The organism is Vreelandella mediterranea, assembly GCF_970647075.1.
The window spans coordinates 2,123,703-2,146,459 of the sequence record NZ_OZ310198.1 but is presented as its reverse complement, the minus strand read 5'-3'; the positions used below and the strand labels follow the sequence as shown (position 1 = coordinate 2,146,459).

Sequence of the window (22,757 nt, the reverse complement as noted above, 5' to 3'; positions counted from 1 at the left end):
GCTGCTTTGTGGCGGGGGAGGTGGGGCTGTACAAGTTTTAGGTGGCCTGACAAGCGGATTCGTTAACGAATAGCGCTTGACGATTGTACAAGATAAGCCACACTTGTAAGGCGTTGTACGGCATGGCCGAACGCATGTCATCACGAAAAGGAGAGCACGATGAGTCAAGCACTAAATGGTAAACGCGTTGCAATTCTAGCCGCCGATGGCTTTGAAGAGTCCGAACTCAGCGTCCCGCGTGCCTCGCTTCAGAAAAACGGCGTCGAAGTCCATATCGTTACGCCGGATGGTAAAGGCATTCGCGCTTGGGCGGAAACCGACTGGGGCGATACCTACGAAGCTGATAAAGCGCTTAGCGACGTGTCCGAATCCGATTACCACGCGCTGGTCTTGCCGGGTGGCTTGTTCAACCCGGACGAACTGCGCACCAACGAAGACGCACTGAGCTTCGTTAAAGCTTTCTTCCAGGCCGGCAAGCCGGTTGGTGCTATCTGCCACGCCCCTTGGATTTTGATCAACGCTGGTGTGGTCGAAGGTCGTAAGATGACCTCGGTACACAGCATTGCTCAGGATTTGAAAAACGCCGGTGTGAACTGGGTTGATGAAGCCGTGGTCTGCGATGAAGCGCTGGTATCTAGCCGCACACCGAAAGACCTGGACGCCTTCTGCTCCAAACTGCTTGAAGAGATTCAAGAAGGGAAGCACTCGGGTCAGCACGCTTAATGGCGTGGTACCACCAGTGGGCGAGCTTTGCCAAGCGGCTCGTCCACGTTGTCGCCAAGCCCATGAAGCGCGACAGTGGCCGCGGCGGGATGGTGGTCCATCCCTACCGTGGCTACGGGTCCCAAAAGGAAATATTTATCATGGGCCGCGTCTTTCGACAGGCGGCACTCGGCCGCGCCATTCCTCGGCGCGGCTTTTTACGTGATACCGCCGATGTTGCCCGGCGCATTTTTCGACGCGGTTTGAAAGAGGCGCAGGTCGATGTTTGCGTGGGTGAGAACGAGCTTTCGCTGATCACCGACCGTGACGGCTACTTCGATGCCCACTTGCCGATCGAGCACGCACTCCCTATCGATGTATCCTGGCATCGGGCAGATATTCTCGTTCGCGCCGAAGGGCAAAACCCCATTCGTACCAGCGCGGAGGTTTACGTACCGCCGCCGGAGGCGGACCTGCTGGTGATCAGCGATATCGACGATACCGTGATGTTTACCGGGGTCGCCGAAAAGCTGAAAATGCTTTACCGTCTTTTCGTGCGCAAACCCCACCGGCGTACCGCCTTTCCCGGTGTGGCCTCCCTTTATCAGTCGCTTTATCGTGGCAAAAGCGAGAAGGCCGAGCGGCCTATTCTGTACGTCTCCCGGGGGCCCTGGGCGATTTATGAAATGCTCGAAGCTTTTTTCCAGCTCAACCGTATCCCCGTCGGGCCCATTTTGTTTCTGCGTGAATGGGGCATTTCCTGGCGCAAACCCTGGCCACGCAAGGCCGAAGACCACAAGCGTGACCTGATCGACCGGATGCTGGGCCTTTATGACGATATGCCCTGCGTGCTGATCGGCGACAGCGGCCAACACGACCCGGAGGTATATACCGAGGTCGTAAAAGCCTACCCCGGCCGCATCAAGGCGATTTACATTCGCCGGGTGGATAAAGACCCGAAACGCCAGCAAGCGATCGAACGGCTTCGCGACGAGCTGGCCGGCACCGACTGCGATCTGATACTCGCCGCTGACAGCGTGTTGATGGCCGAGCACGCCTATGAGCAGGGCCGTATCTCCGCGCGCGGTTTGGAGGCGGTCAAGCGGGATGTCGAAGAGCATCGTAAAGAGGAGGCCGAAGAGGCCGGCGTTTAGGGGTGTCGGATGCCCAGTGCACGCGGTTCGGCGACGTGGTACAACATGGGGTTTGATCCGCTGGGGAAGAGACCATGATCGTACTTCTCATCGTGCTGGCACTGGCCATTTTTCTACTCCCCAACCTCTGGGCGCAGTGGGTGCTCAAGCGCCATACCCGCGGGCGCGACGACTACCCCGGTACCGGCGCCGAGCTTGCCAGCCACCTTCTGCGCCGCTTCGATCTAAAAGATGTCACCGTCGAGCGAACCGAGCAGGGCGACCACTACGACCCGCTCGAGCGCGCGGTGCGCCTGACCCCGGAGCACTTCGACGGCCGCTCGCTCACCGCCGTTACCGTCGCCGCCCATGAAGTAGGCCACGCCCTGCAACACTTTGATGGCTATGCCCCGCTCATCGCCCGCAGCCGCATGGTCGGCGTTGCCCAAAAAGCCGAGAAGCTCGGCGCGCTGTTGATGATGGCCGCACCGTTTCTATTTATTTTAACGCGCCTGCCCGGCGGCCTCGCCTTGGTCATCGGCGTTGCCGTCATCAGCTTCGGTACCGCCGCCGTGGTGCACCTGGTGACATTACCGGTCGAGTTCGACGCCAGCTTCAACCGAGCGCTTCCGCTTTTGAAAGAGTACGTACCCCCCTACGATATGAACGGCGCCCGCCACGTACTGACCGCCTGCGCGTTCACCTACGTGGCGGCCTCGCTTGCCAGTATTTTGAATCTGGGGCGCTGGCTGGTGATTCTGCGTCGCTGATAGATAGCGTCTGTTGCTCTTGCCTTTTTCTCTCTTGCCTTTTTGTTTTGGTATTGCATCGCAGGTATTTATTGAGTACTTTTTAATATATAAAGTATTCTTATGTTGGTTAAGCATTTGATGTTTGGTTGTACGCTATAATCCTACATACTATTGATATTCAGGTTTTAAGAAGGGGTGCTTCGATGAGTTTTCAGACCGTTGTAAAATTTTTTTTGGTGCCTTTAGCGCCCATGTATATGGCTTTAACCACTTCTGTCGCTTTAGCGGCAGATGTTTCTCTTGATGTGCGGCCATCAGATGTCGCTGAACAACATCGCGCCTGTTTAAAAGAAAGTAATAATACATATGAATTACAGTTATGTATGGCAGGGGTGAGAGATAGAGCTCAAGAGCTATCTCTACAGTATCAATCAATCGCTCAAAATAAGATAGATGAAGCTATTCATGATCTTCCAAACTTTGAAGATATTGACCTCGCGCTCGCCGTAGAATCATGGGATACCTATGTGAATATATACTGTAATCAAATCCGTGATTTTTATGGACAAGGCTCTTTGCGTAATGTAGCTGCCTTGGCCTGTCAAACGGACCTATACCTTCAAAGAGCACATCAGTTGTGGGGGGATCACCTGAGCCACGGAGATACGCCGGAACCTATAGTCGATTATAGTGCTCAATAAATAATAAAAGCCGAAAAGTATATCGGAGAAATTTTAGCATATTAAATAAAGATATTTTTCATATTTCCTTTTCGTGCTTTTGATCGTTGTTCTTTTCAAGATTACTCGGTGCTATATAAAAGTTATCGCTAAGCTTATTTTAAACTAATTTGGTTTTTATTATGATCTTCGAGGTTTGGGAAGATAAAAATAGTACAACTCTATCAGCTCATGAAAATATAATTTATTTAAAAAAAAGCAAGGGCTTGCTTTCAGAGAAAGCTAAATTGATATGCACAATTGAGTCAAATGATTATAACGAAGCCATGTTCGAGCATCATGAAAAAATGGGGTGGGAAACCTATAAGTCCATCGAAGAGTAATCCCTATTGACTGCGCATAGAGTGGCATTTTGGATTGCAGTGCTGCTTACTACAGGGAAGATGAAACCTGCAATAATCTTGACTGGAATGCGTTAAAACCATCAGCCGTGTTATTAGTTGATGGTTTTAACAGCGATTATACCTAAAAAAGGTTATCCAGGCCGGTTAGCCATGACCACCGCGCGCCGCGGCGCGGGGTAGCCCTCTATAGTGCGGCTACGATCATCGGGGTCGAGGAAATCTGAAAGCGATTGATAGGTCATCCACGCCGTGCTGCGCTGCTCTTCCAGCGTCGTGACCGCTTCGTCCACCACGCGCACGTTGGTGAAGCCACAGCGTTCCAGCCAGTGGCAGAGCGCTTTGGAGGAGGGCAGGAAGTAGACGTTGGGCATCGCGGCGTAGCGCTCGCCGGGTACGAACACCGTTTGCTCGTCGCCTTCGACCACCAGGGTTTCCAGTACCAGCTCGCCGCCCGGGACCAGGGCTGCTTTCAACTGATTCAGGTGCTCGAAAGGGGAAACCCGGTGGTAGAGCACACCCATGGAGAAGACGGTATCGAAAAAGGCCAGGTTCTCCGGCACGTCCTCGATGCCTACCGGTAGAAAGTGGGTGCGCTGATGATCGGCGTCGCCGACGAAGTGGCGCACCGCCTGAAATTGCCAATAAAACCGCGGCGAGGGGTCGATCACCAGCACGAACGCCGCGCCAAGACCGGCCATCCGCCAGGCGTGATAGCCGCTGCCGCCGCCTACGTCCAACACCTTGCGATACTTCAAGGGCGCCAGGTGCGGCGCCACGCGCTGCCACTTCCAGTCCGAGCGCCATTCGGTGTCGATCTCGATGCCGCCCAGGTTGAACGGCCCCTTGCGCCAGGGCGCGAGCTTTTTGAGCAGGTTGAAGCACTGGCGCCTCTGGCTCTCATTTAGTGCCATGTCCACGGTTACCGTGTCGCTCGTCAGCGATACCTCGCGCGCCTCGGGTAGCTTTGGCAGTTTCTTGACCGCTTTTTCCCAGGCGGAAAGGTCGCCGTGGCGCTTTTTATCCAGCCCCTGGGCGAGCTGTTCGGGCAGGCGGGCAAGCCAGGGAAGCAGCGCGTCGTCCAGCGCCGCCTGATCCAGAAACGCCTGGTAGAGTGCTCGGTGATCCTCGGGTAATGGCACCTCAAGCCTCCTTGAACGCGATCAATGAGGCGAAGTTCAGATACTGAAACCAGGTCATCGACCGGGGGAAGCCGGCGGTTTGCAGGCGCTGATGGAGCACGTCCAGGGAGTCCGGAATCAGCACGTTCTCGAGTGCGGTGCGCTTTTGGCTGATTTCCATATCACTGTAGCCGTTGGCGCGCTTGAAATCATGGTAGCGCTCGACTCGCCAGGCGTTGTCACGCTCGTCCGGGTCGACGGTTTTTTCCGAGAGAATCAAAACACCGCCGGGCTCGAGCGCCGCGTACAGGCGGGCGAGCAGCGCATCGCGGTCCGCCGGGGGTAAAAACTGCAGCGTGAAGTTCAAAATGATCATGCCCGAAGGTGCATACTCAAGGGTGCGAATATCGTCTTCGATCACCGTCATGGCGTGGTCGGGGCATTCGTCCTGAAACGTCTGGCGGGCTTTCTCGGCCATGGCCGGGGAGACATCGACCCCTGTATAGCGAAACGCATCCGCGGGGAGTGCGCCGGCCAGCGCCAGGCCCGAGGCGCCCAGCGAGCAGCCCAGGTCGTACACGTGGGCGCCGTGGCGCAGGTGGCGCTGTGCAATCAGGCTCAACATGCCCAAAATCTGACCGTACCCCGGCACTGATCGGCGGATCATGTCGGGGAAGCACGCGACTACCTGCTCGTCGAAAGAGAAGCGCGCTACGCGGTCAAGGGGTGTCGAAAAGATAGCGTCACGGTAAGATGCGTTACTCATGGGCAAGCCAGGCTAAAAAGTGGAGGGGGCGTAGTTTACGCGGCCCCGGCAAAACACAACAGTCCCAGGCTTTAGGATACCCGCCAAAAAGAGGGAAACGGCTTTGGCAAAACACGACACTCCCGACACGCTACCCGCGTGGCAAGCGCTGACCCGCCATGCTCGAGCGCTCGAAAGCATTCACTTGAAGGATCTTTTTGGCGAGGCGAGCCGCTCTCGAACGTTCACCCGTGAGGTCAACGGGCTAACGCTGGATCTCTCCAAGCAGCGCTGGGACGACGACACCCTGGAGCACCTTTTGGCGCTGGCTGACGAGGCGGGCGTGCCCGGCGCGATCGACGCGCTTTTAAGCGGCAAGCGGGTCAATACCAGCGAAAACCGCCCGGCGCTGCACACCGCGCTGCGTTTGCCCGCGGATGCCACGCTTGAGGTCGAGGGCGACAACGTCGTTACCGCCGTGCACGAAAGCCTCGATGCGATGGAGCGACTGGTGGCAAGGCTACACGCGGGCCAGTGGCGGGGAGCGACCGGCAAACCGATTCGCCACGTGGTCAATTTGGGAGTAGGCGGCTCGGATTTGGGCCCGCTGATGGTCACCCACGCGCTAGCCGACTACCGGCCCGAGGACATTCACCCGGTCGAGGTTCACTTTGCCTCGACCATGGATGGCTCGCAGTTGGCGGATTATCTCGCCCGCTTCAACCCGGAAACCACGCTGTTCATTTTGTCGTCGAAGTCGTTCACCACCATCGATACGCTTTCCAATGCCAACACCGCCAGGGACTGGCTGCTGGGCCGTTTGGCCGAACACGACGAAATGATCGGCGCCAAGCCCTTGAGCGCTGAATTGATCGTTCGCCAACACTTCATCGGCGTCTCGGCAAGCCCGGAGAAGATGTGCGAGTGGGGGATCGCGGCGGATCACCAGTTGATGTTTTGGGAGTGGGTCGGCGGGCGCTATTCGCTTTGGGGCACGATCGGGCTGCCCATCGCGTTGATCGTCGGGATGGAAAACTTTCGCGCGTTGCTGGCCGGCGCCCACGAGATGGACCGTCATTTTCGCGACGCGCCGCTCGATCAAAACCTGCCAGTCATGCTGGGGCTGGCCGGTATCTGGAACGTCAATTTTCTGGATATTCGCGCCCACTCGATTCTGCCTTATGACGGGCGTCTGGAGTACTTCGCCGCCTATCTCGAGCAGCTCGAGATGGAATCCAACGGCAAGTCCGTCACGCGCCAGGGCGAAAGCGTGAACTACTCCACCTGCCCGGTCCTTTGGGGCCAGCTTGGGCCCAACGCCCAGCACGCGTTTTACCAGCTCTTGCACCAGGGCACTCAGCCGGTGGTGTGCGACTTTATCGCTCCGCTCAAGCGCTACGACGAGGTCGAAGACCCGGACACGAAGCGCCTGCTCAAGGCGCAGCACCGCCTTTCTTTGGCCAACTGCTTCGCGCAGTCGCGGGTGTTGATGCTGGGTGACGACGCCGTCGACGAAGACGGCACCCCTCCGGCGCACAAGCGCTACCGGGGGAATCAGCCCTCTACCACGGTACTGATGGACGAGCTGACGCCCAAAACCCTGGGCGCGCTGATCGCGCTTTACGAGCACAAGGTGTTCGTCCAGGCGGTGATTTGGGACATCAACCCGTTCGACCAGTGGGGGGTAGAGCTTGGCAAGGAGATCGCCAAGGACACCCTGGCAACCATGGAAGGCAAGGGCGATGTTAGCCGCCTGGACGCCTCGAGCCAGGGGCTCATCAAGGCCTTTTGGGCGGCAGAGCAGGGCGGGGAGTAAACGCCCACGGGTGTGCGATTACTCGTCGCCGGCTTTAACGCCGCGCTAGATATGGCTGGATATACAGTAGTTTGCTTTTACGCTATGCTGTGCCTTTTTTCGCCGCGCCCGTTCACCTGGGCGCGGCCTTAGCACTGTTTCTCAGGAATCGACGTTACATGACCCAGTTTGATGCCTCCCAGTACGGCGCGAGTTCTATCGAGGTCCTGTCCGGGCTCGAGCCGGTGCGTAAGCGTCCCGGTATGTACACCGACACCTCCCGGCCCAATCATCTGGTCCAGGAGGTCATCGATAACAGCGTCGACGAGGCGCTGGCCGGCCACGCCACGGCCATCAATGTCGTTTTGTTCGATGACGGCGCGATCGAAGTCATGGATAACGGCCGTGGCATGCCGATCGATATTCACCCGGAACACGGCGTGTCCGGCGTCGAGCTGATTCTGACCAAACTGCACGCCGGCGGTAAGTTCTCGGCGTCGAGCTACCGCTTCTCCGGCGGGTTGCACGGGGTCGGGGTGTCGGTGGTCAATGCGCTTTCACGTCGTTTGGAGGTCGAAGTCACCCGCGACGGCTTGCGCCACGCCATCGCTTTCGAACACGGCGAAAAGGCCGACGAGCTTCACGAGATCGGCAAGGCGGCCAAGCGTGCCACCGGTACGCTGGTGCGCTTCTGGCCGGATGAGAGCTACTTCGATAGCCCGAAACTCGCGGTGGGCCGGCTAAAACACCTTTTGCGCGCCAAAGCGGTGCTCTGCCCGGGGCTCAAGGTTACCCTGGTCGAGCCCGACGGTACCCAAACCGAGTGGGCCTACGCGGACGGCCTGCGCGACTATCTCGCCCAGGCCACCGACGGCTACGAGGTATTACCCGCCGAGCCTTTCATCGGCCACTTCAGCGACGACGAGCACGGCGTCGACTGGGCGATCCAGTGGCTGCCGGAAGGCGGTGAGGCGCTTTTGGAAAGCTACGTCAACCTGATTCCCACGCCCCAGGGCGGCACCCACGTCAACGGTTTTCGTTCCGGGCTTTTGGACGCGCTGCGCGAGTTTTGCGAATATCGAAGCCTTTTGCCCCGGGGCATCAAGCTCACCGCGGACGATCTTTGGGAGCGCGCCTCCTTCGTGCTGTCGGTGAAAATGCTCGACCCGCAGTTCGCCGGGCAAACCAAGGAGCGCCTCTCCTCGCGCACTATCGCGGCGTTCGTCTCTAATGTCGTTAAAGACGCCTTCTCGCTATGGCTGAATCACCACGTGGATCAGGCCGAGCAGCTCGCGGAGCTCGTCATCAGCGCTGCGCAAAGCCGCCAGAAAAAGGCCAAGAAGGTCGCGCGCAAGAAGGTGACCTCCGGGCCGGCGCTACCGGGCAAGCTTGCCGACTGCTCCGGCCAGGACCCCTCGCAAAGCGAGCTTTTCCTGGTCGAGGGGGATTCCGCCGGCGGCAGCGCCAAACAGGCGCGTAACCGCGAAACCCAGGCAATCTTGCCCCTGCGCGGTAAGATTCTGAACACCTGGGAGGTGGAAACCCACGATATCTACGGCTCCCAGGAGGTGCACGATATCGCCGTGGCGATCGGTGCCGACCCGGGAAGCGCCGATCTCGAGAAGCTTCGTTATCACAAGATTTGTATTCTCGCCGACGCCGACTCGGACGGCCTGCACATCGCCACGCTCTTGTGTGCGCTGTTCGTGCGCCATTTCCCGTCACTGGTAGACGCCGGCCACGTGTTCGTGGCCATGCCGCCGCTTTATCGCATCGACCTGGGCAAGGAAGTGCACTACGCCTTGGATGAAAGCGAGAAGGCGGCGATTCTCAAGCAGCTCGCCAAAAAGCGCGGCACGCCCAATGTTCAGCGCTTCAAGGGCCTGGGTGAGATGAGCCCGCTGCAGCTTCGAGAGACCACCATGGCGGTCGAAACCCGCCGGCTGGTCCAACTCACTCTCAGTGAAGGCGACGGCACCATGGAAATGATGGACATGCTGTTGGCCAAGAAGCGCGCCGGCGACCGCAAGCAGTGGCTGGAAAATTACGGCAACCTCGCAGACATTGAGGTATAACCCCCGATGACCATGGATATTCAAGTGGCGGAGGGCGACGTCGAGCGCCTGTCCCTTCGCGACTACACCGAAAAAGCGTACCTCGACTACTCGATGTACGTCATTCTGGACCGCGCGCTGCCCAACATCGGCGACGGCATGAAGCCCGTGCAGCGGCGCATCATCTACGCCATGCGCGAACTGGCGTTGAACGCCAACGCCAAGTACAAGAAGTCCGCGCGTACCGTGGGCGATGTATTGGGTAAATTCCACCCGCATGGCGACAGCGCTTGTTACGAAGCCATGGTGCTCATGGCGCAGCCCTTTAGCTACCGCTACCCGCTGGTGGACGGCCAGGGCAACTGGGGAAGCCCGGACGACCCCAAATCCTTTGCGGCCATGCGCTACACCGAGGCCAAGCTTTCCAAATTTGCCGAGATGCTGCTGGGCGAGCTTGGCCAGGGCACCGTCGAGTGGGCGCCCAATTTCGATGGCACCATGCAAGAACCCGTCGTGCTGCCGGCGCGCCTGCCCCACGTGCTGCTCAACGGCGGTACCGGCATTGCCGTGGGCATGGCCACCGACATTCCGCCGCACAACGTGAGCGAGGTCGTCGAGGCCACCTGCCATCTGCTGCGTAACCCCGGTGCCACCACCACGGACCTGATGGAATTCATCCCGGCGCCGGATTTCCCGACGGATGCCGAGATCATCACCCCGGCGGCGGATCTGCGTAAGCTCTACGAGTCCGGGCGCGGCTCGGTCAAACTTCGCGCCCGGTACGTGCGCGAAGAGGCGAATATCGTCATCACCGCGGTGCCGTATCAAGTGAGCGGCGCCAAGGTGCTTGAGCAGATTGCCGCCCAAATGCAGGCCAAGAAGCTGCCCATGGTGGCGGACCTGCGCGACGAGTCGACCCACGAAGAGCCAACGCGGCTGGTGATCGAGCCGCGTTCGAGCCGCGTGGACGTCGAATCCCTGATGGCGCACCTGTTCGCCACCACGGATCTCGAAAAGAACGTGCGCGTGAACATGAACGTGATCGGCCTGGACGGCCGGCCCCGGGTCATGGCGCTACCGGACATGCTGGCCGAGTGGCTTACTTTCCGTCGCGCCACGGTGCGCCGGCGCCTGGAACACCGGCTGGGCAAGGTGGAAGACCGCCTGCACATTCTTGAAGGCCTGCTGACAGCGTATCTCAACCTCGACGAAGTGATTCGCATCATCCGCGAAGAGGACGAGCCAAAGGCCGCGCTGATCGAGGCCTTTGCGCTTTCCGAGCGCCAGGCCGAGGCGATTCTGGAGCTTCGCCTGCGCCACCTGGCCAAGCTCGAAGAGATGAAGATTCGCGGCGAGCAGGAAGAGCTCGAAAAAGAGCGCAAGACCCTGCAAGGGCTTCTGGGCAGCGAAGCCAAGCTGACCACGCTGATCGAGAAAGAGATTCGCGCCGCCGGCAAGGAGCACGGCGACGCCCGCCGCTCGCCGCTGGTCGAGCGAAGCGAGGCCAAGGCGCTTTCGGAAGTCGAGCTACTCGGCGCCGACCCGATTACCGTGGTGGTCTCCGAGAAGGGCTGGATTCGCGCCGCCAAGGGCCACGACATCGACCCCGCCGGGCTCTCGTTCAAGGCCGGCGACCGCTACCAGCTGGCAAGCCGGGGCAAGACCAACCAGCCGCTGGTACTGATCGACGACACCGGGCGCGCCTATACCCTGAGCACCCACAACCTGCCAAGCGCTAGAGGCCAGGGCGAGCCGATTACCGGGCGGGCGAACGTGGCCGCCGGCGCCCAGATGGCCGGCATGATGCTTGCCCCGCCTACCCAGCGCTACCTGATGGCAAGCGACGGCGGCTACGGTTTCATGGCTAAACTGGGCGATTTGACCGGCAAGAACAAGGCCGGCAAGGCGGTGCTCAGCCTGCCCAAGGGGTGCAACGTTATGGCGCCCATCGCCGTGCCGGAAGGCGAGGCGCTTTGGGTGGCGCTGGTTTCCAACGAAGGGCGGCTGCTGCTCTTCCCGCTCGAACAATTGCCGGAAATGAGTAAGGGCAAGGGCAACAAAATGCTCGATATCCCCGGCGCCCGGGCCGCGCGGCGCGAGGAGTTCGTGCGCGACATCACCGTGGTGGGCGAAAACGCCGAGCTGGTCATCCACGCCGGCAAGCGTAAGCTCACGTTGAAAGCGAGCGATTTGGCGTACTACCGCGGCGAGCGCGGACGGCGAGGCAGCAAGCTTCCCCGTGGGTTTCAAAAGGTAGACCGTTTAGAGGCAGGGGAGTGAGTCGTGGCATCGAGTGAGAAACTTTTGACCGTATTGGCGCCGCGTTTGACGCCGGCCATCGAATCCTCAGTGGCCGAGCTCAAGGAGCGGTTCGGTCTGCATGAACAGAGCGCCAGGCGCCTGGCGGATACCGCCCATGGCGATAGCCAGGACGCGCTCGAGTACCTGGTCGAGGGCGACAGCGCGCAGTGGGAGGCGTTTCGCGAGGCGGCGCTGGCGGTGAGTGAAGCCCACCCGGTGGATATCGTCGTTCACACCCAACCCGAGGCGCCGTTCAAGCTCGTCTGCTTCGATATGGACTCTACCCTGATTCAGGCCGAGGTGATCGACGAGCTGGCCAAGCGCCACGGCGTGGGCGAAGCCGTGGCGGAAGTGACCGAGCGCGCCATGCGGGGCGAGCTCGATTTCAAGGCGAGCTTTCGCGCGCGCATGAGTAAGCTCGAAGGTCTTGACGAGTCGGTGCTGGAAAGCATCGCCGATGAGCTTGTGTTGATGCAGGGTGTCGAGCGGCTGATAACCAACCTCAAGCGACTAGGCTACCGCACGGCGATTCTCTCCGGCGGCTTCACCTACTTTGCCGACTACCTGCAGCGCGCCCTTGGCTTTGACGAGGTGCATGCCAATGCGCTGGTGGTCGAGGCGGGCAAGGTGACCGGCGCTACGCAGGAACCGATCGTGGACGCCGAGCGCAAGGCCGCGCTGCTGACCGAGATCGCCAGCCGCCAGGGGTGGCCGCTTGCTCGAATCGTGGCGGTGGGCGACGGGGCCAACGATCTTAAGATGTTGGCCCAGGCCGGCATGGGCGTGGCGTTTCGTGCCAAGCCCGTGGTGCGTGCCCAGGCCCGCCAGGCGCTGACCACCTCAGGGCTCGATGGCCTGCTTTATCTTCTGGGTCACTCGGAAGAGGAGCTGGTGGGCTAAAACGCCTTATAAAAAAAGCGGCGCCGAGCGCCGCTTTTTTTGTGCCTGCATCAGGCTTAGCCGTGGCCCTTGTCCGGATGGGGCACCGGCTTTTTGCCGACTTCCTCGTCGCGAAGCTCGAAGGGCACGCCGCCGGTTTTTTGAGCGTGCCTGACGCGCAGGTGCAGGCCCGTTTTGGCGAGCAGGTGGGCGCTGACCGGCGCGGTGATGAACAAAAACAGCGTAATCAGCATTTCCTGAATATCGATATGGCCATCCGTCCCCCAAAAATAGCCCATCGAGGCGACCAGCATGCAGCCGATACCCAGGGTAGAGGCCTTGGTAGGCCCGTGCAGGCGCATGTAAAAGTCGCGCAGGTGCGCCATGCCTAATGATCCGATAAACACGAAAATGCCGCCGGTAAGCAGTAAAACAGAGACGAACGCCTCGGCTAAAAACGACATGCAAGCGCTCCTTTGTGAGTCGTTGACAGGCTCATTCGATGATATCCCCGCGCAGAATGTATTTGCACACCGCCACCGTGCTGATAAAACCGAGCATGGCGATCAAAAGCGCCGACTCGAAGTAGGTCTTGGTGCCCAACCAAAGCCCCAGCAGCACGATCAGCGCGATCGAATTGACGTACATGGTGTCCAGCGCCAGCACCCGATCGGGCAGGTCCGGCCCGATGATCAGCCGGAACAGGTTCAGCAAAAGCGCGATGACCACCAGGGTCGAGGTGAGGTATAAAGCCACGCTCAACATTCGTAAATCTCCTTGAGAGGGCGCTCGTAACGCTCGCGAATCTGGTCGATCAGCGCCTGCTCGTCCTCGACATCCAGCGCATGGATCAAAAGCGATTGGCCGTCCAGGCGCAGGTTGGCGGACACCGTACCCGGGGTCAGGCTGATAGTACTGGCCAGCAAGGTGATGGTGAAGCGCTCCTCCAGCATCAGCGGGTACTCGATGAAGTGCGGTTTGAGCCGCTTCCAGGGGTTGGCGACCAGGCGCGCCACTTCGAAGTTGGCCACCACGATATCCTTGAGCACGCGAAGGATGAAACGCACCAGCATCCAGGGTTTTTTGATGCGAAGCTGCGTATCCCAAAAGCGGTAGGTCACCAGTGGAATGATGATCGCCAGTATGCCACCCAGCAGTATTTGCCCGGGGGCGTAGCTGCGCGCCATCAAAAGCCACACGAACAGCAGCAAAAGTGATAAGACCGGCGTGGGTAGCCATTTACGCGGCGGTATCATAAGCGGCCTCGTGATTCAGAAATAAGCGTGTCGGTCAAACGCTCGGGGTTGGCGAGCTGCTCGGCGGTGGCTTGGGTATAAACGCTCACCGGATGGGCGAATACCACCAAAAGCGGCGCCGCACTCAATAGCCACACCACGCCGAACCACTGAAACCCGGAAAGTTTAGCGCCACTCGGGCTTCCCTGGGCGCTGCGCCAGAAAAGCGTCGAGCCCGCGCGGGAAAGCGCGATCAGCGAAGCCAGGCTCGTGATCAGCAAAATCGGCCAGAGCCACAGGCGCTGGGCGCCTTCGGCGGCGCCCAGTACCAGCGCCTTGCCAATAGCACCGGAAAGCGGCGGCACGCCGACCACGGCCACCGCGCCGATAAGAAACAAAAGCCCCAGCGCCTTGCCCTGTACCAAAGGGCGTGCCTTCACCAGCCGTGTGCCAGCCTTGCCCCGCTGCATGCCAATCATCTCGGCCAGCAAAAAGAGCCCGCCGGTGATCAGGGTGGTATGAATCAGGTAGTAAAGTAGCGCCGAGACCCCCGCTTCGCTGCGCATTCCTGCGCTGACCAAAAGCGTACCCACCGACAGCAGCACAAGATACGAAACGAGCAGGCGAAGATCCTGGGCGGCCATAATGCCCACCATCGATGCGACGAGGGTGGCAAGGCCGAGCCACCACACCCAGGCCTGCTCCAGGGCGGCAAGCGCGCCGGCACTTTCACCGAATACCAAGAGATAGACGCGCAGAATGGCGTAGATACCCACCTTGGTCATGATGGCGAACAGCGCCGCCACCGGCGCCGGCGCTACCGAGTAGGCGCGGGGCAGCCAGAAGTAGAGCGGCAAGATCGCGGCTTTCAGGCCAAACACCACCAGCAGCATCAGCGCCCCTGCGGTCACGATGCCCTGGCGCTCGGCAGGAAGCTCGGCGACGCGAATCGCCATATCGGCCATGTTCAACGTGCCGGTGGCGCCATAAAGGATGCCCGCGGCAATCAAAAAAAGCGACGACCCCGCCAGGTTCAGCACGACGTAATACACCCCGGACTGAATACGCGCCTTGCCACCGCCGTGCAGTAGCAGCGCGTAGGAGGCCAGTAGCAGCACCTCGAAAAACACGAACAGGTTGAACAGGTCGCCGGTCAAAAAGGCGCCGTTGATACCCAAAAGCTGCCACTGAAACAGGCCGTGGAAGTTGCTGCCTTTTTCATCGTCGCCGGCGCAGGCGAACACCACCGCGCCCAGGGCGAGCACGGAGGTCAGCAGCAGCATCAGCGCAGAGAGGCGGTCCAGCACCAGCACGATACCAAACGGCGGCTGCCAGTCGCCCAGCGCGTAGTAGAGGATCTCGCCGCTGGAGACACGCCCGACCAGGGCGGCGGCCACTACCACCAGAAGCGCAGTGGCGCCTACGCTGACCACGCGTTTGAAGCGCACCAGCCCCTGGCGCTGATAAAGCATCAAAATGCCCGCGATCAAGGGCACCACGATGGGAAAAACTACAAGGTGTTGCATCATTCGCGGTCTTCCTTCTTGCCGTCTACCTGGTCGTTACCCAGCTCGCTGCGCGCGCGCATCGCCAAAATCACCACGAACGCGGTCATCGCAAAGCCGATCACGATAGCGGTGAGAACCAGCGCCTGAGGCAGCGGGTCGGCATAGGTGCCTTCACCGTGAACGATGGTGGCTCCATCGGAGGTCAGCCCGCCCATCGAGAACAAAAACAGGTTCACCGCGTAGGATAAAAGGGTCAGGCCGACCACCACGGGAAAGGTACGCCCTCTAAGCGTTAGATAGAGCCCGCTGGCGCTGAGAACGCCGGTGGTGATTGCGTAGAGCGTTTCCATATCAGGGCGTCTCCTTGTTGATTGCCGCCGCGGTGTTGTCGTCTTTCGTGGCGTTGACCACCGGGCGGTGCGCGGTGGTCACCTTGCCAAGGTTTGCCAGAATCATCAGCGTTGCCCCGACCACGGCCAGGTACACCCCTAGATCGAATAAAAGCGCCGTGGCCAGCTCGAACTTGCCCACCAGCGGCAGACTGAAATAGCTAAAGGCAGAGGTTAAGAACGGGTGACCGAACAGCCAGCTCCCCAGGCCGGTCAGGGTGGCAACGGCCACGCCCACCACCGCGACGGGCTGGAAGGGGAAGTCCAGGCGCTCTTGCGCCCATTCCACGCCGCGGGCCATATAAAGCAGGATGAGCGCGACTGCGGTAATCAAACCGGCAATAAAGCCGCCGCCGGGCTCGTTGTGCCCGCGAATGAAGATGAACGCCGACACCAGCAGGGCCAGCGGTAAAAGCGCCAGCGAAATCGAGGTAAGAATCGCCGGGTAGCGGTCCGGCGACCAGAGGCGACCTTCGCTGTCGCTGTGTGGAATGAACAGCCTAAGCCGATTCAACAGTTTGAAAATGGCAAGACCGGCCAGCGCCAGCACGGTGATTTCACCCAGGGTATCGAAGCCGCGGAAATCGACCAGAATGACGTTGACCACGTTATGGCCGCCGCCGCCGGGCACGCTGTTCTCCATGAAAAACTGCGAAATCGAGAGCGTTTCGCGGGTCATCACCGCGTAGTTGAGGCTCGCCACCACGCCGCCGACCGCGCCGGCCAGCAGGATATCGCGCAGGTTACGCTTGGGGCTGGATTCCGGCGGCGTTTTTTGCGGCAGGAAAAACAGCGCCAACATCAAAAGGATCATGGTCACGACCTCGACCGAGAGCTGGGTCAGTGCCAGGTCCGGCGCCGAAAAACGCGCGAAGGTCAGTGCCACGAAAAGCCCGACCACCGAGAGCATCAAAAGCGATATCAGCCGGTAGCGGTGGGTCACGGCGGTGGCCAGGCCGCCAAAAATCAGCATCAAGGCGCCGAACAGCACGATGCCGTCCACTGGCTGGTTGCCAAGCTCGCCAGTCAGCTCGGTGATTTGCGAAAGCCCCATCGCGCCCATGACCAGGGTCGCCAGCAGCAGCCAGCCCATATAGCGCTGAAGCGACTGGCCGTCCCAGGCGGTGATCAAAAGCTCGCAGCGGTGCGCCAGGCTAACCACGGTGCGCTCGAAGATACGGCTGGCATCCATGGGTGCGAAGCCGCTGGTAAAGCGGCGTAGATCGTGATGACGCCAGTAAAGCGCCGCGCCGACTATAAAGGCGATCACGCTCATCAATAGCGGCAGGTTAAAGCCGTGCCAGAGCGATAGATGAAAATCGAGCGGCGCTTGCAGCACTGCTTGCGTGGCCAGATCCAGCAGCCCGGTCGCCATGAAGGCGGGCAGGATACCCACCAGCAGGCAGATACCCACGAGGATTTCCACCGGCAGGCGCATCAAGTACGGCGGCTCGTGCGGCGTCTTGGGGGACGCCTGACGCGGCTCTTTATGGCACACCGCCACCACCAAACGCACCGAGTATCCGACCGAAAGAATACCGCCAAGCGTCGCCAGCGCCGGTATCAGCCAGCTAAGCCCACCCAAAAGCGGACTCTCCAGGGTCTCGGTAAAGAACATTTCCTTGGAGATGAAGCCGTTGAACAGCGGCACCCCGGCCATGGCGGCGGCGGCGAGTGTCAGAAGCAGGGCGGTGACCGGCATACTTTTTCTTAGCCGCCCAAGCTGCTTGAGCTCGCGGGTACCCGCTTCGTGGTCGATGATACCGGCAATCATGAAAAGCGCCGCCTTGAAGGCCGCGTGGTTGATGATATGGAAAAGCGCCGCCAGCACCGCCATGGGGCTGCCGATACCCAAAAGCACCGTGATCAGCCCCAAATGACTGATCGTCGAGTAGGCGAGTATGCCCTTCAAGTCGGTTTTGAAAAACGCGAACCAGGCGCCGTAAATCAGCGTGATCATGCCCACCACGGGAACCACGAGCTGCCACAGGACGCTATCCGCGAGCGCCGGGTGCAGGCGCGCCATCAAAAATATACCCGCCTTGACCATGGTGGCCGAGTGCAGGTACGCCGAGACCGGCGTGGGCGCGGCCATGGCGTTGGGCAGCCAGAAATGAAACGGAAACTGCGCGGATTTGGTAAACGCGCCGAGCAGAATCAGCCCGAGCATGACCGGATAGCGCGGGTCCTCGACGATCATCGCGCCACTTGCCAGTACCGTGTCCATGTCGAAACTGCCGGCGATACTGCCCAGCAGCAAAAGCCCGGCGAGCAGGGCAAGCCCGCCTGCGCCGGTCACGGTCAGCGCCATGCGCGCGCCTTTACGGGCATCGTTGCGGTGGGACCAAAAGCCGATCAAAAGAAACGACGATAGGCTCGTAAGCTCCCAAAAGAGCCACAGCAGCAATAAGTTATTGGAGAGCGAAATTCCCACCATCGATGCCATGAACAGCATCAAGAAGCTGTAAAAACGCCCCACCGGCTCCTCTTTCGAAAGATAGAAGTGGGCGTAGAGCAGAATCAGTAGTCCAATGCCCAAAATCAAGAGATTGAAGAGCAGCGACAACCCGTCCAGGCGAAAGGCCAGTGCAAGGCCAAGCTCGGGGAGCCACTCGGCGAAAAACCGCAGCGGCTGGCCTTCACTGAGTGCCGGGATCTGCCAAAGCGTCAAGCCCAGCGCAATGGCCGGCGCGATGGCGGTGGCAAGTGAGCACGTCAAACGCGAGCGTTTACCAGCGATGACCGGCATCAGCACGCCCAGTAAGGGGAGTAAAACAATCCAAAGCAGTGTCATTGGGGCATCCAGCACAAGGTATAGAACGTGGCATTGCGCGCTAGGCGCTTTCCAGCTGAAACAGTGTAAACAGACCGCGGGAGAATACCATTTGTCGAGGGGGTTTGCGGCTTTAGTATTAGTGGGTTAATTAAAAAGGGAAGCCCTCATTCTATCACTTCCATGGCGGCCCGCGTTTAAATGCGCGCCAGGGTTTGCGTTGCCGGCACCTCCAAAGGAATAATGCCCAGGCTTTACCCCCGGATTCACGCTATCGCGTACGAGAGACCCTTTGAGTCATGAGCACTTCGTTTAGCACCTGGCAGGCCCGTTTCGAGCAGCTGCGCAGCAATAAAATCTTTGAGACCGTCGTGATCGCGATCATCGTCATCTCGGCGCTGGTGATCGGCGCGCGCACCTACGATGAGGTGAGCCGGTTCGAGCAGTGGCTGGGGTATCTGGATGTGGCGGTGACGGTCTTCTTTTTGGTCGAAGTGCTCATCCGTATGGCCGCCGAGCCCCGGCTTAGGGACTTCTTCAAGAAGGGCTGGAACATATTCGACTTTTTGATCGTCACCGCCAGTCTCATCCCCATGGATGAGTCCGAGATGGTGCTGCTGGCCAGGCTTCTGCGTATTTTCCGCGTGCTGCGCCTGGTGTCGATGATCCCGGAGCTTCAAATGCTGCTCTCGGCGCTTTTGAAATCGATCCCGCGCATGGGCTACGTGGCGCTTTTGATGTTCATCATCTTTTATATCTACGCGGCGATCGGCAGTTTCTTGTTCCATACCGTCGACGAACAGCTCTGGGGCAACATTGCGCTGGCCATGCTGACGCTCTTTCAGGTCGCCACGTTCGAGAGCTGGGCCACGGCGGTGCTGTACCCGACCATGGAGCAGTTTCCCTACGCCTGGATCTACTTTCTCACGTTCATCTTTTTGAACGCCTTCGTTTTTTTGAACATGATGATCGGCATCGTGCTGGACGTGATGCAAAAGGAGAGCGCCCAGATGGCGCTGGATAACGGCGAAGGCGAAGAGGCGGAGCTGAGCGCGCTGCGCGGCGACGTACGCAATTTACAAGCGCAGCTAGACCGTATGGAAGCCGCGCTGACCAGGCAGGGCGAGGCGGCCGAGGTTTCAAGGCGTCGTTGACCCCGCGCCCGGGCAAAAGGCGCGAGGTCCGGCTTTTTTTACTCTTGGGAGAACGCGTAGGTGAGCTTGCCGCGCTCGCTTGAAAGTTTATCGAGCGCGCTTTGGTCGAAGGCGTCGAGCTGGCCCATCGCCTTGGCGGTTAGCGGCCCCTGGGCCGTCTCGGCGATCACCGTGTCGCTTGAGGTATCGACCATGAGCCGCGCCGCCTGGGCCACGGCCTCGGCGTAACCTTCTTGAGTGGTCAAATCGAGCGCGTCCATCGATAGTCGCTCGGCAAGCCACTGCCCCCAGTAAAACTCCAGAAAGGGCGGGGGTGTGGCGGGCTTGACGTAGCCCACGCCGCGAGTGAAGTAGACCAGTGAACGCCAGGCGTCGTCCATCTGATGCTCCCGGCCCAATGCGGTGGGTAGCTCGTCCGGCGTGATGGTGCCATTCGGGGCGTCGAGCCACACCTGGCGCTCGTTTTGCAGGGTGTCCCAAAAGCGCTGCATATCCGCCAGCTCGCTGTAGTCGTCGGTGATCAGCACCGGCATTTCAAACGCCGGCCCTTGCTGGGTAATGAAATTGCTGAAGGTGTGATGACCGTCGGTCAGGTAGCGCTCGCCGTTGGGCGCAATCACCGCCGTTTTCATGTCGCCGGTATGCGTGCCGACCTCGTCCTGGCAGCGAAAGCTTTCGATATCCTCGAGCATCGAGGCGTCATCGAAGGTGGCGATCTCGCCTTGCCCGGCGGTTTCGCAGTATTCGTCGAACAGTTTTTCACGATCGAGGGCAAAACGCCCCTGCTTGTAATCCATCTGACGGTAACCCAGCGCTGGCTGGGTCGGGCGCAGTTCGCCCAACGTCAGGTGTTCAATCACCGGCCGCGAGGCCTCTTCGCCGGCCAGGGCCAGCGCCGGCGTGAACAGCAAAACCAGTGTCGTTACTTTTTTCATTTAACTCCCCAAACGTCATCAGCATCGGTAACCGGGGAGTGAGCCTACTCGTCGAAGATGACACTGCGTTGACGCCAAGCGCTACTCTCAAGTGCTATTCCCAAGTGCTACTCATTAAAAAGGCGGCCTTTGAGGCCGCCTCGATAGCGCTGCATGCAGTTACTCGGGGAGCGCGTACACGACGACCTGGTCGCCCACGTGGTCTTTCAGGATGGTATTACCCCCGGCGACGAAGGCCACGTACTGGCGGCTCTGGTACTCATACACCGACGGGTTGGAAACCACCGGCGCCTGGGCCTGGTCCGACCAGAGCTGCTCGCCGGTTTCCAGCGAATAGGCGCGTACCTTGGCATCCATGGAGGCACCGATGAAGATCAGACCCCCGGCGGTGACCGCCGGGCCGCCGATGGTCGGCGAGCCCCAGCGCTCCGGCATGAAGAAGCCGAACTGCTGTGAGGCGCCCACCGGACGACGCCATTTGACCTCGCCGCTGGTCATGTCCAGCGCAACGAGCTCGCCAAAGGGCGGCTCCCAACAGGGCATACCCAGCCAGTTCAGCGCCACTTCCAAACGCATACCGTAGGGCGCGCCTTCCTGGGGCGCAAAGCCGCTCTCGTTGCCCGAGCCGCTATCCGCTTCGATATACGTCTCGCGATCGAAAAGCTTGATGTACTGCACGATATGCGAGGTGTTCACCACCGCGGTTTGGCTTTGCGGGTCGAACGCCACGCCGCCCCACTGCACGCCGCCGGCGCTGTCCGGGTAGGCCAGCGTCCCTTCGCCTTCGGTGGTGGGCGGGGTGTACATGCCCTCGTACCAAAGATCGTCCCAAAGCGCCGAACACTGGCCGAAGCTGACCGCATCCGCCAGTGCCCATACCTTGGGTTTCTCGGACTGGTCCAGAAGCGGCGCGGGCAGTGTGGGGAAAGGCTGGGTGGGCGCATACACCTCACCCTCTACGTTGCCATCGCCGCCGGGCACTTCGCGCTCCTCGATCGGCCAGACGTCCTCGCCGGTTTCGCGGTTCACCACGAACAGAAAGCCCATTTTGGTGGCCTGCATCAAGGCGGGAATCTCTTCACCATCGACGGTGATGTCCATCAGCGTCGGCGCGGCGTTGATGTCGTAATCCCAGATGTCGTGATGCACCCACTGACGCGACCAGACCACCTCGCCGGTTTCGATATCCAGTGCGGTGGTCGAAGTCGCCAGCGGCACTTCTTCGGTGCGGTTGCCGCCCCAGAAGTTGGGCGAGGGCGAGGCCACGGGCAGGTAAACGAGCCCTAGCTCTTCATCGGCGCTCATGTGGGTCCAGACGTTGGCGGTGCCGCTTCGTTCGCGCATCTCTTGTGTCAGCGCCTCGAAGGTCCATTCGCGCTCCCCGGTGCGCGCGTTGAGACCGAACACCGTACCCGCCGGTGCCTCGCTCTCCTCCCAATCCTTGCCCGCCCAGCCCAGAATTAGCCGGTCGCCCACCACGGTGGGGGGCTGTAGAAGCGACAGCGGCCAGTTCTCGGGCATGTTGTTCCACTCGTCGACGTTCAATACACCGCCGTCGCCAAACCCTTCGCACAGCTCGCCGCTATCGGCGTCCAACGCAAAGAGCTGGGCATCCATGGTGCCGAAGTAGACGATCTTCTGGCAGGCCTCGCCCTCGACGGGGTCGTCGGCCTCCCAGTAGGCGACACCGCGGCTTTTGAGCGCCGGCTGGGTTAGCGTCTGTTGGCTCGAGGCGGTATCGAAGCGCCAGCGCTCTTCGCCGGTGGCCGGGTCGAGGGCGAACACCCGATAAAACGGCGTGCCGATATAAACCGTGTCGTTGGCAAACACCGGCGTGGCCGACCAGACCGTGGGCGCGGTGTCACCGGAGCCATCGGAGACGTCCCCGGTATGAAATTCCCAGGCTTTTTCGAGCTCGCCAACATTGTCGACGTTGATCTGGTCAAGCGGGCTATATTTTTGCGCGTTGAGCTGGCCATGAAAGCCGTCCCACACACCACCTTCGGGCACCAGGGGAATGGGCGCGGCGCTGTTTTCGGAACGCGCTTGCGCATCCGGCGCCTCTTCAGGCGCTTGCGTTGGTTGAGCCAGCAGCGGCAGCGGCGCCAGTAGCAGCGTCGAGAGCGCAAGCGGCGTCATACCGGGTAAAAGACGCAGGGTAGGGCGCGAGGAAAAACCGTGATCGTTTGACATGATGCGC

19 protein-coding genes are annotated in these 22,757 nt (G+C 60.2%); 9 read left to right on the top strand and 10 right to left on the bottom strand.

All coding sequences use genetic code 11. The features are described from left to right. Positions 1-159: 159 nt before the first annotated feature. The 4 genes from ACWFVE_RS10030 (at position 160) to ACWFVE_RS10015 (ending at position 3,288) form a co-directional block, all read left to right on the top strand. A complete protein-coding gene (locus ACWFVE_RS10030) occupies positions 160-723 on the top strand; it encodes a type 1 glutamine amidotransferase domain-containing protein (RefSeq protein ID WP_447529130.1) in 564 nt (187 codons plus the stop codon). After that, a complete protein-coding gene (locus ACWFVE_RS10025) occupies positions 723-1,856 on the top strand; it encodes an App1 family protein (RefSeq protein WP_447529129.1) in 1,134 nt (377 codons plus the stop codon). Before ACWFVE_RS10030 ends, ACWFVE_RS10025 begins: the two co-directional genes overlap by 1 nt. Before the next feature lie 74 nt (positions 1,857-1,930). After that, positions 1,931-2,605, top strand: a complete 675-nt coding sequence (locus ACWFVE_RS10020; protein ID WP_447529128.1) for a zinc metallopeptidase — start codon at positions 1,931-1,933, stop codon at positions 2,603-2,605. Positions 2,606-2,790: 185 nt separating this feature from the next. Further along, positions 2,791-3,288 (top strand): lysozyme inhibitor LprI family protein, encoded by a 498-nt coding sequence (locus tag ACWFVE_RS10015; RefSeq protein ID WP_447529127.1) that lies wholly within the window; start codon positions 2,791-2,793, stop codon positions 3,286-3,288. Between the two features lie 514 nt (positions 3,289-3,802). Here ACWFVE_RS10015 and cmoB read toward each other — a convergent pair. After that, positions 3,803-4,810, bottom strand: coding sequence for a tRNA 5-methoxyuridine(34)/uridine 5-oxyacetic acid(34) synthase CmoB (gene cmoB / locus ACWFVE_RS10010; RefSeq protein WP_447529126.1), 1,008 nt, complete (start codon positions 4,808-4,810; stop codon positions 3,803-3,805). Position 4,811: 1 nt separating this feature from the next. Beyond that, complete coding sequence (cmoA, locus tag ACWFVE_RS10005) at positions 4,812-5,555, bottom strand: carboxy-S-adenosyl-L-methionine synthase CmoA (RefSeq protein WP_447529125.1); 744 nt, start codon at positions 5,553-5,555, stop codon at positions 4,812-4,814. A 103-nt stretch (positions 5,556-5,658) separates the two neighbouring features. On the opposite strand from cmoA, the gene pgi reads away from it, so the two are divergent. The 4 genes from pgi (at position 5,659) to serB (ending at position 12,584) form a co-directional block, all read left to right on the top strand. Further along, on the top strand, positions 5,659-7,350 hold the full coding sequence (pgi, locus tag ACWFVE_RS10000) for a glucose-6-phosphate isomerase (protein WP_447529124.1): 1,692 nt from the start codon (positions 5,659-5,661) through the stop codon (positions 7,348-7,350). 158 nt (positions 7,351-7,508) lie between these two features. Next, positions 7,509-9,404, top strand: a complete 1,896-nt coding sequence (gene parE, locus ACWFVE_RS09995) for a DNA topoisomerase IV subunit B (protein ID WP_447529123.1) — start codon at positions 7,509-7,511, stop codon at positions 9,402-9,404. Between the two features lie 6 nt (positions 9,405-9,410). After that, positions 9,411-11,663: a DNA topoisomerase IV subunit A gene (parC, locus tag ACWFVE_RS09990; protein WP_447529122.1), complete on the top strand. Its 2,253-nt coding sequence runs from the start codon at positions 9,411-9,413 to the stop codon at positions 11,661-11,663. A 3-nt stretch (positions 11,664-11,666) separates the two neighbouring features. Then, positions 11,667-12,584 carry a phosphoserine phosphatase SerB gene (serB, locus tag ACWFVE_RS09985; protein WP_447529121.1) on the top strand — a complete coding sequence of 306 codons (918 nt, stop codon included), beginning with the start codon at positions 11,667-11,669 and terminating at the stop codon, positions 12,582-12,584. A 56-nt stretch (positions 12,585-12,640) separates the two neighbouring features. On the opposite strand, the gene ACWFVE_RS09980 is transcribed toward serB, so the two are convergent. Genes ACWFVE_RS09980 through ACWFVE_RS09955 form a run of 6 tightly spaced genes read right to left on the bottom strand, consistent with a single transcriptional unit; the run spans position 12,641 to position 18,489 of the window. Beyond that, positions 12,641-13,027, bottom strand: coding sequence for a Na+/H+ antiporter subunit G (locus ACWFVE_RS09980; RefSeq protein WP_447529120.1), 387 nt, complete (start codon positions 13,025-13,027; stop codon positions 12,641-12,643). A gap of 31 nt (positions 13,028-13,058) precedes the next feature. Next, positions 13,059-13,328, bottom strand: coding sequence for a K+/H+ antiporter subunit F (locus ACWFVE_RS09975; RefSeq protein WP_447529119.1), 270 nt, complete (start codon positions 13,326-13,328; stop codon positions 13,059-13,061). Beyond that, positions 13,322-13,819 carry a Na+/H+ antiporter subunit E gene (locus tag ACWFVE_RS09970; protein WP_447529118.1) on the bottom strand — a complete coding sequence of 166 codons (498 nt, stop codon included), beginning with the start codon at positions 13,817-13,819 and terminating at the stop codon, positions 13,322-13,324. The genes ACWFVE_RS09975 and ACWFVE_RS09970 overlap by 7 nt, the downstream gene beginning before the upstream one ends. Continuing rightward, the gene (locus tag ACWFVE_RS09965; protein WP_447529117.1) at positions 13,816-15,327 is read right to left on the bottom strand and encodes a monovalent cation/H+ antiporter subunit D; all 1,512 of its coding nucleotides are present in this window, start codon (positions 15,325-15,327) and stop codon (positions 13,816-13,818) included. The genes ACWFVE_RS09970 and ACWFVE_RS09965 overlap by 4 nt, the downstream gene beginning before the upstream one ends. Then, positions 15,324-15,656, bottom strand: coding sequence for a Na+/H+ antiporter subunit C (locus ACWFVE_RS09960; protein ID WP_447529116.1), 333 nt, complete (start codon positions 15,654-15,656; stop codon positions 15,324-15,326). The genes ACWFVE_RS09965 and ACWFVE_RS09960 overlap by 4 nt, the downstream gene beginning before the upstream one ends. Before the next feature lies 1 nt (position 15,657). Further along, a complete protein-coding gene (locus ACWFVE_RS09955) occupies positions 15,658-18,489 on the bottom strand; it encodes a monovalent cation/H+ antiporter subunit A (protein WP_447529115.1) in 2,832 nt (943 codons plus the stop codon). A 278-nt stretch (positions 18,490-18,767) separates the two neighbouring features. Here ACWFVE_RS09955 and ACWFVE_RS09950 point away from each other — a divergent pair, with 278 nt between their 5' ends. After that, the gene (locus ACWFVE_RS09950) at positions 18,768-19,622 is read left to right on the top strand and encodes an ion transporter (protein WP_447529114.1); all 855 of its coding nucleotides are present in this window, start codon (positions 18,768-18,770) and stop codon (positions 19,620-19,622) included. A gap of 38 nt (positions 19,623-19,660) precedes the next feature. On the opposite strand, the gene ACWFVE_RS09945 is transcribed toward ACWFVE_RS09950, so the two are convergent. Continuing rightward, positions 19,661-20,557: a ParB/Srx family N-terminal domain-containing protein gene (locus ACWFVE_RS09945; protein WP_447529113.1), complete on the bottom strand. Its 897-nt coding sequence runs from the start codon at positions 20,555-20,557 to the stop codon at positions 19,661-19,663. Between the two features lie 159 nt (positions 20,558-20,716). Further along, on the bottom strand, positions 20,717-22,750 hold the full coding sequence (locus tag ACWFVE_RS09940; RefSeq protein WP_447529112.1) for a pyrroloquinoline quinone-dependent dehydrogenase: 2,034 nt from the start codon (positions 22,748-22,750) through the stop codon (positions 20,717-20,719). Positions 22,751-22,757: the final 7 nt, after the last annotated feature.